The organism is Agromyces italicus DSM 16388 (assembly GCF_000421545.1).
GTDB classification, from domain to species: domain Bacteria; phylum Actinomycetota; class Actinomycetes; order Actinomycetales; family Microbacteriaceae; genus Agromyces; species Agromyces italicus.
In genome coordinates this window covers 105,563-118,166 of record NZ_ATXF01000008.1, presented here as the reverse complement: position 1 = coordinate 118,166, position 12,604 = coordinate 105,563, and the positions used below count along the sequence as shown (strand labels likewise).

General features: G+C 70.7%; 12 protein-coding genes. 4 read left to right on the top strand and 8 right to left on the bottom strand.

What is annotated here, in order from left to right; genetic code table 11:
• Positions 1-777, top strand: a complete 777-nt coding sequence (locus H516_RS0113050; protein WP_022890159.1) for an alpha/beta fold hydrolase — start codon at positions 1-3, stop codon at positions 775-777.
• A gap of 121 nt (positions 778-898) precedes the next feature.
• Positions 899-1,159 (top strand): 30S ribosomal protein S20, encoded by a 261-nt coding sequence (gene rpsT / locus H516_RS0113045; protein ID WP_022890158.1) that lies wholly within the window; start codon positions 899-901, stop codon positions 1,157-1,159.
• 87 nt (positions 1,160-1,246) lie between these two features.
• Here rpsT and holA read toward each other — a convergent pair whose 3' ends face one another.
• Entirely contained in the window at positions 1,247-2,275 is a 1,029-nt protein-coding gene (gene holA / locus H516_RS0113040) for a DNA polymerase III subunit delta (protein WP_026378752.1), read from the bottom strand.
• Between the two features lie 133 nt (positions 2,276-2,408).
• On the opposite strand from holA, the gene H516_RS0113035 reads away from it, so the two are divergent.
• Positions 2,409-2,978 (top strand): dihydrofolate reductase family protein, encoded by a 570-nt coding sequence (locus tag H516_RS0113035; protein WP_022890156.1) that lies wholly within the window; start codon positions 2,409-2,411, stop codon positions 2,976-2,978.
• A 13-nt stretch (positions 2,979-2,991) separates the two neighbouring features.
• Here the strand turns inward: H516_RS0113035 and H516_RS20050 are convergent, their stop codons facing one another.
• From H516_RS20050 to H516_RS0113010, 5 genes are all read right to left on the bottom strand, one after another.
• A complete protein-coding gene (locus tag H516_RS20050) occupies positions 2,992-5,415 on the bottom strand; it encodes a ComEC/Rec2 family competence protein (protein ID WP_022890155.1) in 2,424 nt (807 codons plus the stop codon).
• Entirely contained in the window at positions 5,416-6,105 is a 690-nt protein-coding gene (locus H516_RS0113025; protein ID WP_022890154.1) for a ComEA family DNA-binding protein, read from the bottom strand.
• 110 nt (positions 6,106-6,215) lie between these two features.
• On the bottom strand, positions 6,216-8,789 hold the full coding sequence (leuS, locus tag H516_RS0113020) for a leucine--tRNA ligase (protein WP_022890153.1): 2,574 nt from the start codon (positions 8,787-8,789) through the stop codon (positions 6,216-6,218).
• Between the two features lie 89 nt (positions 8,790-8,878).
• A complete protein-coding gene (gene pabB, locus H516_RS0113015; protein WP_022890152.1) occupies positions 8,879-10,342 on the bottom strand; it encodes an aminodeoxychorismate synthase component I in 1,464 nt (487 codons plus the stop codon).
• Between the two features lie 110 nt (positions 10,343-10,452).
• A complete protein-coding gene (locus H516_RS0113010) occupies positions 10,453-10,806 on the bottom strand; it encodes a nuclear transport factor 2 family protein (RefSeq protein WP_022890151.1) in 354 nt (117 codons plus the stop codon).
• A gap of 132 nt (positions 10,807-10,938) precedes the next feature.
• Between H516_RS0113010 and H516_RS0113005 the strand changes: the two genes are divergently transcribed.
• A complete protein-coding gene (locus H516_RS0113005; RefSeq protein WP_022890150.1) occupies positions 10,939-11,739 on the top strand; it encodes a helix-turn-helix domain-containing protein in 801 nt (266 codons plus the stop codon).
• Between the two features lie 131 nt (positions 11,740-11,870).
• Here H516_RS0113005 and H516_RS0113000 read toward each other — a convergent pair whose 3' ends face one another.
• A complete protein-coding gene (locus H516_RS0113000) occupies positions 11,871-12,197 on the bottom strand; it encodes a DHCW motif cupin fold protein (RefSeq protein ID WP_022890149.1) in 327 nt (108 codons plus the stop codon).
• 166 nt (positions 12,198-12,363) lie between these two features.
• Entirely contained in the window at positions 12,364-12,567 is a 204-nt protein-coding gene (locus H516_RS0112995) for a hypothetical protein (protein WP_026378749.1), read from the bottom strand.
• Positions 12,568-12,604: the final 37 nt, after the last annotated feature.

Sequence of the window (12,604 nt, the reverse complement as noted above, 5' to 3'; positions counted from 1 at the left end):
ATGCCTCGCGCGCGCATCGTGCTCGTCCACGGCATCCGCACCTCGGCGACGATGTGGCGGCGTCAGCTCGAGGCGTTCGCGGCGCACGACGTCGACGCGGTGGCGATCGACCTGCCCGGGCACGGCTCGCGCCTCGGCGACGAGTTCTCGATCGACGAGGCCATGTCGATCATCGATGCGGCGCTGAACCCGTCCCGGGCCATCGCCGACGTGCCGCGGCTGCTCGTCGGGCTGAGTCTCGGCGGCTATCTCGCGATCGAGTTCGCGGCGCGGCATCCCGACCGCCTCGACGGACTCGTCGCCGCGGCCTGCGGAACGATCCCCCGCGGCTCGGCCCTCGCCGCCTACCAATCGATCGCCGCGTCGATCGCCCGCCTGCCGGACGGAGGCCGAGGACTCAACGACGCCATGGCCGCGCTCTTCCTCAGCCGGGAGTCGGCGCGCGACGTCGTCGCCGGTGGGGTCGCGCTCGACGTGATGGGCCCGGCGCTGGCCGCGGTCGGCCGTCTCGATCCCAGGGCGGCACTCGCGAGGGCTCGTGTGCCGGTCTGGTTCGTCAACGGACGGTACGACCACTTCCGCTTCCAGGAACGTACGCTCCTGCGCGCGGCGCGGGACTCGCGTCTCGTGATCGTGCCCGGGGCGACGCACCTCGTCAGCCTCACCCGTCCCGTCGATTTCACCGCGGTCGTGCTCGGCGCGGTGGCCGAACTCGACCGTCGTGCCGCCGTGCGCCGCCGACCCGACGTTCGTCGCATTGGTGCCGCTCGCGCGTAGCTGGTATCGTTGCCTGTTGGCTTGCCGTGTGGGTCCCACCCCGCACGATCGCCGGGCACGAGCCCCTCTACCTCGTGACGGCACATCCTGTACCCACACGAGAACGAAAGACGAACCACACGTGGCAAACATCAAGTCGCAGATCAAGCGCATCAAGACCAACCGCAAGGCCGAAGAACGCAACAAGGCCGTGAAGAGCGAGGTCAAGACCGTCGTCCGCGCCGCTCGCGAGGCCATCGCCTCGGGCGACAAGGAGAAGGCCACCGCTGCCGTCCGCGTCGCCGGCCGCAAGCTCGACAAGGCCGTGTCGAAGGGCGTCATCCACAAGAACCAGGCCGCGAACCGCAAGTCGGCGATCGCGAAGCAGGCTGCCGCGCTCTGAGTCGCGTCGCACGGCAGTACGACTGAAGGCCCCGCTCCGGCGGGGCCTTCGTCGTTCTCGGTCGGAGCCGCGCGGCGCAGCCGCTGCTCAGCGGCGGCCGCGGGCGGCGACGACGCCGACGAGTCGCTCGAGGGCGAAGACGGGGTCGCGCTCGGCGCCCTTGACCGCTGCGTCGGTCTGGGCGAGCGTCTCGATGGCGACGCCGAGGCCCGCATCGGTCCAGCCGACGAGGTCGCGGCGGGCGCGGTCGATCTGCCAGGGGGCCATGCCGAGCGAGGAGGCGAGCTGGCCGCCGCTGCCGCGCGAGCCCGAGACCTTCGCCATCGTTCTGAGCTTCATCGCGAACGCCGCGACCATCGGCACCGGATCGGCACCGCTGTCGAGTGCGTGCCGCAACGCGATGAGCGCGTCGCCGTGACGGCCAGCGATGGCCGCGTCGGCCACCGCGAAGGAGTTCGTCTCGACCCGGCCGCCGTAGTACCGGGCGACGACCGCTTCGGTGATGTCGCCGGGCGCATCGGACAGCAGCTGGCGGCTCGCGGCGGCGAGCTCGCGCAGGTCGTCGCTGAACGCCCCGACCAGGGCACGCAGCGCGCCCGGTGCGATCTTGCGCCCCGCCGCGCGGAACTCGGCGACGACGAAGTCCTGCTTCTCGGCATCTTTCTTCAGCTCGGCGCAGACGATCTCGATGCCCCCACCGCCGCCTGCTCGGATCGCGTCGAGGAGCTTCTTGCCGCGCACGCCGCTGCGGTGCCGCAGCACGAGCGTCGTGGCGTCGGCGGGTTGCTCGAGGTACTCGAGCGCGTCGAGCAGGAAGTCGTCGCTCGACTTCTCGACGCCGCTCACCCGGATGAGCCGTGGTTCGCCGAACAGCGAGGGGCTCGCGAGCGTGAGGAGTTCACCCCGGCGGTAGCCGTCGGCCTCGAGATCGCTGACCTCGAGCGCCGGGTCTTCGGAGCGGAGGAAGTCGCGCAGCATGCCGATCGCACGCTCGGCGAGCACGTCTTCGGCGCCCGAGACGAGCACGATCGGCGCCGGCCGCACGGCGTGCCACGCCAGCTGCGGAATCGCGACCTTCGTTCGCGCTGAAGCGCCTGCTCCGCGTGCTGCCACCAGTGCCTCCCTGTTCCGTCGTCAAGTCTAGGGTCGGCCGCCGACGCCGAGGCGCGGTGGCCGAAACGGCGCCGACAGTAGTCTGAGTTCGGTCCGGAGAATTCGCACTGCGCGTCTCGAGGGAGAGAGCAACGGGATGAGGCCACTTCGCTACTCGATCAACGTCACACTCGACGGATGCTGCCATCACGAGGCAGGGCTGCCCCCCGACGAGGAGTCGATGCACTTCTGGAGCGCCGAACTGGAGCGAGCCGATGCCCTGCTGTTCGGCCGGGTGACCTACGAGATGATGGAATCTGCGTGGCGCAGGCCGGCCTCGGGCACCTGGCCCGACTGGATGCGTGAGTGGGAGATCCCGTTCGCCGAGACCATCGACCGGGCGAAGAAGTACGTCGTGTCGAGCACGCTGAGCGGGGCCGATTGGAATGCCGAGCTGGTGCGAGGCGACGTGGGGCGAGAGGTTCAACGGCTCAAGCAGGAGTCGGGCGAGGGCCTGTGGGTCGGTGGCGTGACGCTCCCTCTGGCGTTGGCGGATCTGGGACTGATCGACGAGTACGAGTTCCTCGTGCAGCCGGTGCTCGCCGGGCACGGGCCCACGCTGCTCGCGGGGCTCCGCGAGCGCATCCGGCTCGAGCTCGTGGATCGCCATGAGTTCCGTTCCGGGGCGGTCGCCATGCGCTACCGGCCGACGCCGGCAACGGCGTGACATGATTCGTGAATCATCGGCCGATCGGCGCGTCGGCCGCTCCGTCGCCGCCCCCGCGTTCGCTCCAGACGCGCATCCCCCGCTCAGCCGGTGAGAGGGCGATCGTACCCGAGAGGTCGGTGCGCAGCGGCATCGTACGGGTGCGTTCGAGCAGTTCGAGCAACCGGCCGGTCGGATGCCCGTAGCCGTTGTCGGCACCGACGCCGATGAGCCCGACCGACGCACCGAGCCGTTCGTACAGCGCCTCGCGCTGGTCGGCCGAACCGTGGTGCGCCACCTTCACGAGATCGACCGGCCCGAGACCCGAGTCGGTGAGCATCCGCCGCTGCGCGTCCTCGCCCAGGTCGCCGAGGAACACCCCGTGGTAGCTCGGCGCCAGGACCTCGAGCACGACGCTCCCGTCGTTGCCGGGCGGGGTGTCGGACATCGGCCAGAGCGCGCGCCATTGCGAGCGCCCGAGTGTGCCGTGCGAACCGGCGGTCACCGCGATCGCCTCGGCTCCCTCCGTGACGAGCGGGTCGAGCGCCCGCGACGAGCGTTCGCCGTCGAGCGGTCCGTGCAGCACGGTCGACACGATGCCCTCGACCGCGGCGACTCCGCCGACGTGGTCGGCGTCCCAGTGGGTGAGCACCAGCAGGTCGATGCGGTCGACGCCGAGCAGTTCGAGGCATCGGGTCAGCGCGGCCGGGTCGGGCCCCGTGTCGATGAGCGCTGTCGCCTCGCCCGGGCGGAGGAGCACCGCGTCACCCTGGCCGACGTCGCAGGCGGCGACCACCCAGTCGCGGGGCCGCTGCACCCGGGTGATCGCGGGCCCGCCGACCACGACGCCCAGCTGAATCGCGACGGCGACGATGAGCGCGCCGGCCACGACGGCCCGCGCGCGGCGTGCGAGCGGCCGGCCGAGCACGAGGCGCAGCACGAGCACGGTGCACACGGCGAGCAGCAGCGCGCCCGGGGCATCCGGAAGCCAGGGCAGCCGTCCGGCCGGCAGTGCCGCCGCCGTGTGCGCGACGACCGCGATCCACTGCGCCGGCAGCCACGCGAACTGCACCGCCGCGTACCCGAGAGACGGCAGCACGGGCAGCAGCAGGCAGCCGATCAGGCCCACGACGGTGCCGATCGGCGCGGCCGGAGCAGCGAGCAGGTTCGCGGGCACCCCGTAGACCGCGATCGCCGGGTCGAGCAGCACGAGCACGGGCTGGCACGCGAGCTGCGCGGCGAGCGGCACGCCGAGCACCACGGCGAGCGGCACGGGCATCACACGTGCGAGCGCCCGTGAGAGCGGCCCGGCGAGCACGAGGAGGCCCGCGGTCGCGCACACCGAGAGCGCGAAGCCGTAGTCGCGCGCGTACCAGGGGTCGACGACGAGCAGCACGACGACCGCCAGCGCGAGCGCGGCGAGTCCGCCGCCTGGCCGCCCCGCCGCGACCGCGATCAGCACGACGACGGCCATCACCGCTGCCCGCACGACGCTCGACTCGGGCGTGACCAGCACGACGAACGCACCCAGCGCCAGCAGTGCGATGATCACGCGGATGCTCCGGCGAAGCCCCAGCGCCGCGGCCAGGGCGAAGGCGGCGGCCGTGACGATCGCGCAGTTCGCCCCCGACACCGCGGTGAGGTGGCTGAGCGAACTCGCCTTCATGGCCGCGTCGAGCGGTTCGCCGACCGCGCTCGTGTCGCCGATCGCGAGCCCGGGCACGAGGGCGCCGCCGTCGCCGCCGAGTCGCGTGGCTGCGTCGGCGAAGCCGGTACGCAGGCCGGCGCTCCAGGCGAGCCAGGCGGGAGGCGCGGTGATCTCGACGTCGGACAGTGCACTGAGTCGGTAGGCGGAGGCCTCGACCGAGGGTTCGGGCGACGCGCGAGCCGTGAACGCGAGCAGCGCGCCGAGCTGAAGTGACGCAGGCACCGCCTCGACGGCCCCGCTGACCGGCACGGGTGCGACCGCAGCTCCGTCGACGCGCACGAGCCGCCCCTCGATCCGCATCGACGAGCGCACCGGGCCGGTCGTCGCGCCGGCGCCGTCGTCCTCCGTTGCGGGCGTCGCCGACCACGCCGGCGACACCGAGACCATCGCGCGCGGCACCGATGTGAGCTCGACGACCACCTCGACGGTCGATCGGGTCTCTGCGGCCGGCGCGATCGGCGAGGCATTCCTGGCGGCCGAGGCGAACCCGGCCGAACTCGCGACGAGCGCCGCCGAGGCGGCGGCGATCGAGGCAGTGGCGGCCACGGAGCGGAGGAGTGCTGCCCGCCGATGCAGGTTGCCGCGCCGGTGCCCGTGCGCGAGCAGCGCGGTGAGCAGCAGAATCACCGCGAGTCCCCAGAGCCCCGCGGCGACGGTCCACGGCGAAATGCCGGCGTCGGGTGCGGCCACCGCCACCCACGCCGCCGCCCAGGCGGCGACTGCGGGCGCGACCAGCCTCGCGTCACGCATTCAGGGAGCCACCAGCTCGGCGAGGCCCGAGTACACGGCGTCGCCGATGCCCGCGACATCGAGCAATTGCTCGGTGCTCGTGAACGGCCCGTTGGCCTCGCGCCAATCGATGATGCGCTGCGCGAGCGCCGGGCCGATGCGCGGCAGGGTATCGAGTTCGGCCACGTCGGCCGTGTTGAGATGCACCTTGCCGTCGGAAGGGGCGTTCCCGGCCGGGCCGGTACCTGCGGCCGGCGCCGCTCCGACGACGGGCACGACGAGTTGCTCGCCGTCGGCGACCGTGCGCGCGAGGTTCACGCCGGCGGGATCGGCCTCGGCCGTCAGCCCGCCGGCGGCGGCGATCGCGTCGACCACCCTGGCGCCCTCGCCGAGCTCGACGAGCCCGGGTTCGGCGACGGCACCGAGCACGTGGACGAGCACCGCCGGCGATGATGCGCCCGCATCGACCGCCGAGCCCGAGCCCGAGCCCGACCCCGAGCCACCGGCTCCACCGTCACCGGAGGAACCCGAGAACGACACGCTGGGCTGCGCTCCCCCACCCGAGCTCGCGAAGGACAGCATCGCGGCGACGGCGACCGCGGCGATGAACAGCGCGATGGCCGCACCGACACCCAATCGCACGCGCGCGGACGCCCGCCGTGCCGAAGGGTCGAGCGCAGCGAGCGGATCAGACGGGTCGGAGGGCGTCATCCCCGCAATCTATGAGCGCTCGGGCTGGGGCGAACCCTCCGAGGCGGGAGGGATCGGAACATCCCGGTGTCGACTCGACTGTCGAGGAGAGGTCACCCCGACCGCACGGCTCAGCCGCGCGTCGCGATGTTCACGAGACGAGGCGCACGCACGATCACGTTCACGATCTCTCGGTCGCCGACCGAACGCGTGACCGCCTCGGAGGCGCGTGCGAGCTGCTCGAGCTCGTCGCCCGAGATCTTCGGCGAGACCTGAAGGCGGTCACGCACTTTGCCGTCGACCTGCACGACCGCCGTCACCTGCTCCTCGATGAGGAGCGCGGGGTCGGCTTTGCGCCACGGCACGAGCGCGATCGTCGGCTCGTAACCCAGACGCTGCCACATGTCTTCGGCGGTGTACGGTGCGAACAGGTCGAGCAGCATCGCCGTCACCTCGGCCGCTTCGCGCACGGCCGCATCGGATGCCCCCGGCCCCGAGTCGATCGCCTTGCGGGTCGCATTCACCAGCTCCATGAGGCGCGCCACGATGACGTTGAACTTGTACGCCTCGGCGAGCCCCGGGGCATCCGCGAGCAGTCGGTGGGTGATGCGTCGGAGCGCCCGGTCACCGGTCGACCAGTCGACGTCGGGCGAGGAGGCCACTTCGCCGGCGATGCGCCAGGCGCGCGCGAGGAACTTCGCCGAGCCGACGGGCGACAGGTCGGCCCAGTCGATGTCGTCTTCAGGCGGGCCTGCGAAGGCGAGCGTCACGCGGAGCGCGTCGGTGCCGTGCGCGGCGAGCTCGGAGGCGAACTCGACGAGGTTGCCCTTCGACTTCGACATCTTCGAGCCGTCCATGAGCACCATGCCCTGGTTCAGCAGCGAGGTGAACGGCTCGGTGAAGCCGAGGTAGCCGAGGTCGAACAGCACCTTCGTGATGAAGCGCGAGTAGAGCAGGTGCAGGATCGCGTGCTCGACGCCACCGACGTACTGGTCGACGGGCGCCCACTTCTCAGCCTCGGACGGATCGAACGCCTGGCTGTCGTCGTTCGCGTTCAGGTACCGCAGGTAGTACCACGAGCTGTCGACGAAGGTGTCCATCGTGTCGGAGTCGCGCTTGGCCGCGCCGCCGCAGTTCGGGCAGGCGACGTTCACCCAGGCCCCGGCGCCGCCGAGCGGGCTCGTGCCCTTCGGGGTGAGGTCGAGACCGGCCGCATCGGGCAGGCGCACCGGCAGCTCGCTCTCGGGCACCGGAACCTCGCCGCAGTCGGCGCAGTGGATGATCGGGATCGGCGTGCCCCAGAATCGCTGCCGCGAGATCAGCCAGTCGCGCAGTCGGTAGTTCTTCGCGGCGTGGCCGGTGCCGCGCTCGTCGAGGATCTCGATCGCGCGACGGATCGCGTTCGACTTCGAGAGTCCGTCGAGCGGGCCCGAGTTGATGAGCCGGCCCTCGCCGGTCAGGGCGACGCCAGTGCCGGCCGGATCGAGCGCCGGCACGTCTTCGGGCAGGTACGGCACACCGTTCTCGTCGACCGGGATGACCGGGATGACCCCCGTGACGGGCGCGTTCGTGTCGACGACGACACGCACCGGCAGATTGAAGGCCCGCGCGAAGTCGAGGTCGCGCTGGTCGTGCGCGGGCACGGCCATGATCGCACCGTGACCGTAGTCGGCCAGCACGTAGTCGCTCGCCCAGATCGGCAGCCGCTCGCCGTTCAGCGGGTTGATGGCATAGCGCTCGAGGAAGACGCCCGTCTTCGGGCGGTCGGTCGCGAGACGCTCGATGTCGGTCTCGGCGCGCACCGAGTCGAGGTAGTCCTGGAAGTGCATGCGCACCTCGGCGGAGGCGCCGCCCGCGAGTTCGGCCGCGAGGTCGGAGTCGACCGCGACGACCATGAAGGTCGCGCCGTAGAGCGTGTCGGGGCGGGTCGTGAACACCGGCACCCGGCCCTCACGGCCTTCGATCTCGAACTCGACGTCGGCGCCGGCCGAGCGGCCGATCCAGTTGCGCTGCATCGAGACGACCTTCGAGGGCCACGTGCCCTCGAGCTGGTTGAGGTCGTCGAGCAGCCGGTCGGCGTAGTCGGTGACGCGGAAGTACCACTGCGTCAGCGCCTTCTTCGTCACGACGGCACCGCAGCGCTCGCAATGCCCGTCGACGACCTGCTCGTTCGCGAGCACGGTCTGGTCGTTGGGGCACCAGTTGACCTGACCCGCCTTGCGATAGGCGATGCCCTTCTCGTAGAGCTTCAGGAACAGCCACTGGTTCCACTTGTAGTACTCGGGGTCGGAGGTGTGCAGCTCGCGAGACCAGTCGAAGCTCGGCGCGTACTGGCGGAATGAGGCCTTCTGCTGCGCGATGTTCGCGTAGGTCCACTCGCGGGGGTCTGCGCCGCGCTTGATCGCCGCGTTCTCGGCGGGCAGGCCGAACGAGTCCCAGCCGATCGGGTGCAGGACGTCGAAGCCCTGATGGCGCCAGTAGCGCGCCGCGATGTCGCCGAAGCCGAACGCCTCGGCGTGGCCCATGTGCAGGTCGCCCGAGGGGTACGGGAACATGTCGAGGACGTACTTGCGGGGCCGCGTGTCGCCCGACGCCCCGGCGCGGAACGGCTGGAGCTCGTCCCACACGGGAAGCCACTTCGCCTGGATCGCGGCGAAGTCGTACGCGCCGGGTTCGGCGTGTGCAGGGTCGTGATCGTGTGCCACGTGACTCTCAATCGTGTGTCGCTCGGCGGGCTCCGCCGCGGGGTCTGCAGGGCGCGCCGGAGCACGGCGCACTCGGGTATCCAGCCTAGTCACTCGGCGGGGGTGGATGCCGCGTCGAGCACCGCGAGGAGGGCACGGGCCTTCACGCGGGTCTCCTCGATCTCCTCCGACGCCACCGAGAGCGCCGTGATGCCGCCGCCCGTGCCGATGCTCGCACCCGACGGGGTGAGCACGATCGATCGGATCACCATGGCGAGATCGGCGCCGCCGTCGACGCCGAGGTAGCCGAACGCGCCCGAGTAGACCCCTCGCGGCCCCTGCTCGAGCCCGTGCAGGATCGCCATCGCGCTGTGCTTCGGAGCCCCCGTCATCGAGCCGGCCGGGAAGGCGGCGCGCACGACGTCGAGCACGGAGAGCGGCGGCGCGATCCGGGCGTGCACGGTCGAGACGAGTTGGTGCACGTGCGCGTACTCCTCGACCTCGAGGAGTCCGTCGACGCCGACGCTGCCGAGCTCGGCGACGCGGCCGAGGTCGTTGCGCATGAGGTCGACGATCATGAGGTTCTCGGCGCGCTCCTTGTGGCTCGCGAGGAGCTCGGCCCGGAGGGCCGCGTCACGGAACGGATCGGCATCGCGCGGGCGCGTTCCCTTCATCGGCTTGGTCGACACCCGCCCCGACGGTTCGACGAGCAGGAACTGCTCGGGCGAGGCGCTGAGCAGCGCGAACTCGCCGAACCGCAGGTAACCGCCGTGGTGACTCGGGCTCGACGTGCGGAGCGCGAGATAGGTCTCGGCCGGGTCGGGGTGCACGTCGACATCGACCCGGTTCGTGAGGCAGAGCTGGTAGGCGTCGCCGCGCACGATCGCCGCCTGGCACTCCTCGATGAGTTCGGCGTAGCGCGCGGCATCGTGACGCCAGCGTGCGACGGGGGCTCGGGTGGGCGCTGCGGTCGGGCGGTGCGGATGGCTCGTGGTCGCCGGGTCACCGTCGCCATCGACACGACCGCCCAGCGTCTGCGCCTCATCGTCGGCCCACGCCTCGCCGTCGTCGGAGTCGAGCCAGACCAGCCGCAGTTCGCGTGCGGCGTGGTCGAAGACGAGCACCCGGTCGAGGAACAGGAACGCCGCGTCGGGCGTCTCGGCGTTCGCGACCGGCACGCGGTCGGCCGCCGCGCCGAGTTCGTAGCCGAACCAGCCGAACCAGCCGAGCGGGCCCGCGGCCCGCTCCGCTGGTGCGAGGGCGACCACGGGCAGCGCGAGCGCCTCGGCGAGCAGCTCGAACATCGAGCCCTCGCGCACCGTCGCGGTCGGGGCATCCGCGACGGGACGCACCGCTTCGACCCGGCCCGTGCCGGGCCTTGCATCTTCGTTCGCCGCGAGGACCGCGGTGACGAACTCGCTCCTCGGGTGCGCCCGTCCGAGCACGCTCATGCCGTTCGCGGCGTCGCCTCCGTCGAGCCAGACGACGTACTCGGCATCGGCGTATCGAGTCCGGAACACCTCGGCCGGGTCGCGCCAGAACCCCAGCGCACGAGACCGGATTCGACGGGGCATCCCCCAAGCCTAGGCGGGGTGCCATGCGACCGATCGACTCGGACCGCGAACCCCGGCACGCGAGAACATCTGCACGATTCCGACATCGATCGGCTCGACCGCGGCGCTCCCTATCCCGGGACCCGGTCGAGGAAGCCGAGCACGTGCTCGATGCGTCCGGCATCGTCGATCGTGACGACGTCGAATCCGATGACCACAGGCTCAGCATCGGCAGCCCCGAGACCCCACTGGAATCGGACTTGCCGGTGATGTGCGTCGGCTTCGCCGACGACCGAGAACACGAACCCGGGGAATTGTTCGCGCACGGCCGCGATCGTGGCCCCGATCGCTTCGAGGCCGGCGGCTTCGGTGAGGGGGTCGATGTACGCAGCGGATTCCGACCAGTGCTCGCGGAGCAATTGCGAGCGGATGGCATCATCTGGAGCGTTCCAGGTGGCGAGATAGCGTTCACGAACAGTGTTCATCAGACGTCCTTCCGGTGCGTTCCGCGACTTCGTGCCGCGGCGTCGAGCCCATCGTCCGCGTTCGCACGGTGGCACGTCGATTACCTCGGAGGTCATGGGCGTGATGCATGAGCGTCGCTAGAGTCGGGAGACATGACTGCCATGCATGCCGCCGACATCGGAAGCCTGCTTCGCGGGTGGCGGGAACGGCGTCGACTCAGCCAGCTCGACCTGGCGTCGCTGGCAGAGGTCTCCACGCGGCACCTCAGCTTCGTCGAGACGGGGAGATCCAACCCCACCCGCGAGATGATCCAGCGGCTTGCGAACCACCTCGACGTGCCGCTACGGGAACGGAATCACCTGCTGCTCTCCGCGGGCTTCGCCCCGCAGCATCCTGAACGCGCCCTCGACGCACCCGAACTCCTCGCGGTGAGCGCGGCGCTCGGTCGGATCCTCGACGCGCACCATCCACACCCTGCCCTCCTGCTCGACCGGTGGTGGGACATCGTCGATCGCAACGCGGCCACCGACATTCTGCTCGAGGGGTGTTCCGGCGACCTGCTCGATCCCCCGGTCAATGCCGTGCGGCTCTCGCTGCACCCCGAAGGACTCGCTCCCCGTATCCGCAACCTCGGCCAATGGCGCACACACCTGATCGGCCAGGTCACAGCTCGAGCCCAGCGCACGGGCGACCCGCGCCTCCGCTCGCTCGCCGACGAAGTGAACGCGTACCCGGCCGAAGCGCCCGGCGCGCCCGGAGCGCCCGGAGCAGGCGATGTCGTGGTCCCTCTCATCCTCTCAACGCAACTCGGCGACCTGAGCTTCTTCAGCATCTCGTCCGCCGTCGAGTCGGCGCTCGACGTGACGGTCGACGAACTTCGTATCGAGGCCTTCTACCCGGCCGACGAGGCGACCGCCCGTCACCTCGAACAGGGGCGCACTCGGACGACGTGACGAGCGTCGGACCAGCTGGCGGGAGTCAACGCCGGTCGTCATCTCAACGGCATCCACGAGGAAGCCCAGTGACCGCCCATCGGACCGGGCGAAGCCTCATCTGATCGTTTGCGGCGAACGAGGTCGCTCGATCAATCGACGATGAACAGCGTTGCGCCGGTGGTCGAGGACGACCGGTGCGCTTCTTGGTCGGTGGCGACCTCGTAGCTCTGTCCGGCTCGCAGCATGAGCACGCGACCGTCATTCAACTCGGTCCGCAATTCGCCCTTCAGGACGAGCAGCACGTGCCCGCGCGAGCACCAGTGATCAGCGACATAGCCGGGTGTGTACTCCACGACCCGCAGGCGCAGCGCGCCGATGGACTTCGTCCGCCAGCGAGCTTCTCCGGATTCGCCCGGGTGGACTACGGGCTCGATTGCACACCAGTCCGTTGTGGAGAACGAATGCCCGGCTGCCACGACGTCCGACTGCTCGTTCGCGATGGCCCGCTCCTCGACTGTTCGGTGGCTCGTGGCGATCCTATACCGCAGCCGAGCTGTTGGTCGGGGTTCTGCCGAACCGCAGGATGCTCCGCTCGTGCGGCGTCACCGCCGTGATCGCCGACGGGGTGTGCCCGGGCCCGTGCTACGCAAGCAGCGTCGACACGACGAGCAGAACCGGTATCGAGCCCAACGTGGTGATGAATATGGCGTCGCGAGCCGGAATGACCGATTGGTTGTACCGCTGTGCGTAGTTCAGCACGTTCTGTGCGACCGGCAACGCCGCCATGACGACGACAGCCTCGCCCGCGTGCTGGCCCCGATGCCGTGCCTCGCGGAATACGCGCACGAAACGTGCAAGAAGCGGTTCGGAGTACAGCGATACG

What these genes read in the sequence shown, in the direction of transcription:
- H516_RS0113010 (WP_022890151.1), bottom strand. Translation starts at nt 10,806, where the DNA reads ATGAACACTGTTCGTGAACGCTATCTCGCCACCTGGAACGCTCCAGAT.
- H516_RS0113025 (WP_022890154.1), bottom strand. Translation starts at nt 6,105, where the DNA reads ATGACGCCCTCCGACCCGTCTGATCCGCTCGCTGCGCTCGACCCTTCG.
- pabB (WP_022890152.1), bottom strand. Translation starts at nt 10,342, where the DNA reads ATGCCCCGTCGAATCCGGTCTCGTGCGCTGGGGTTCTGGCGCGACCCG.
- H516_RS0113005 (WP_022890150.1), top strand. Translation starts at nt 10,939, where the DNA reads ATGACTGCCATGCATGCCGCCGACATCGGAAGCCTGCTTCGCGGGTGG.
- H516_RS20050 (WP_022890155.1), bottom strand. Translation starts at nt 5,415, where the DNA reads ATGCGTGACGCGAGGCTGGTCGCGCCCGCAGTCGCCGCCTGGGCGGCG.
- H516_RS0113035 (WP_022890156.1), top strand. Translation starts at nt 2,409, where the DNA reads ATGAGGCCACTTCGCTACTCGATCAACGTCACACTCGACGGATGCTGC.
- H516_RS0113050 (WP_022890159.1), top strand. Translation starts at nt 1, where the DNA reads ATGCCTCGCGCGCGCATCGTGCTCGTCCACGGCATCCGCACCTCGGCG.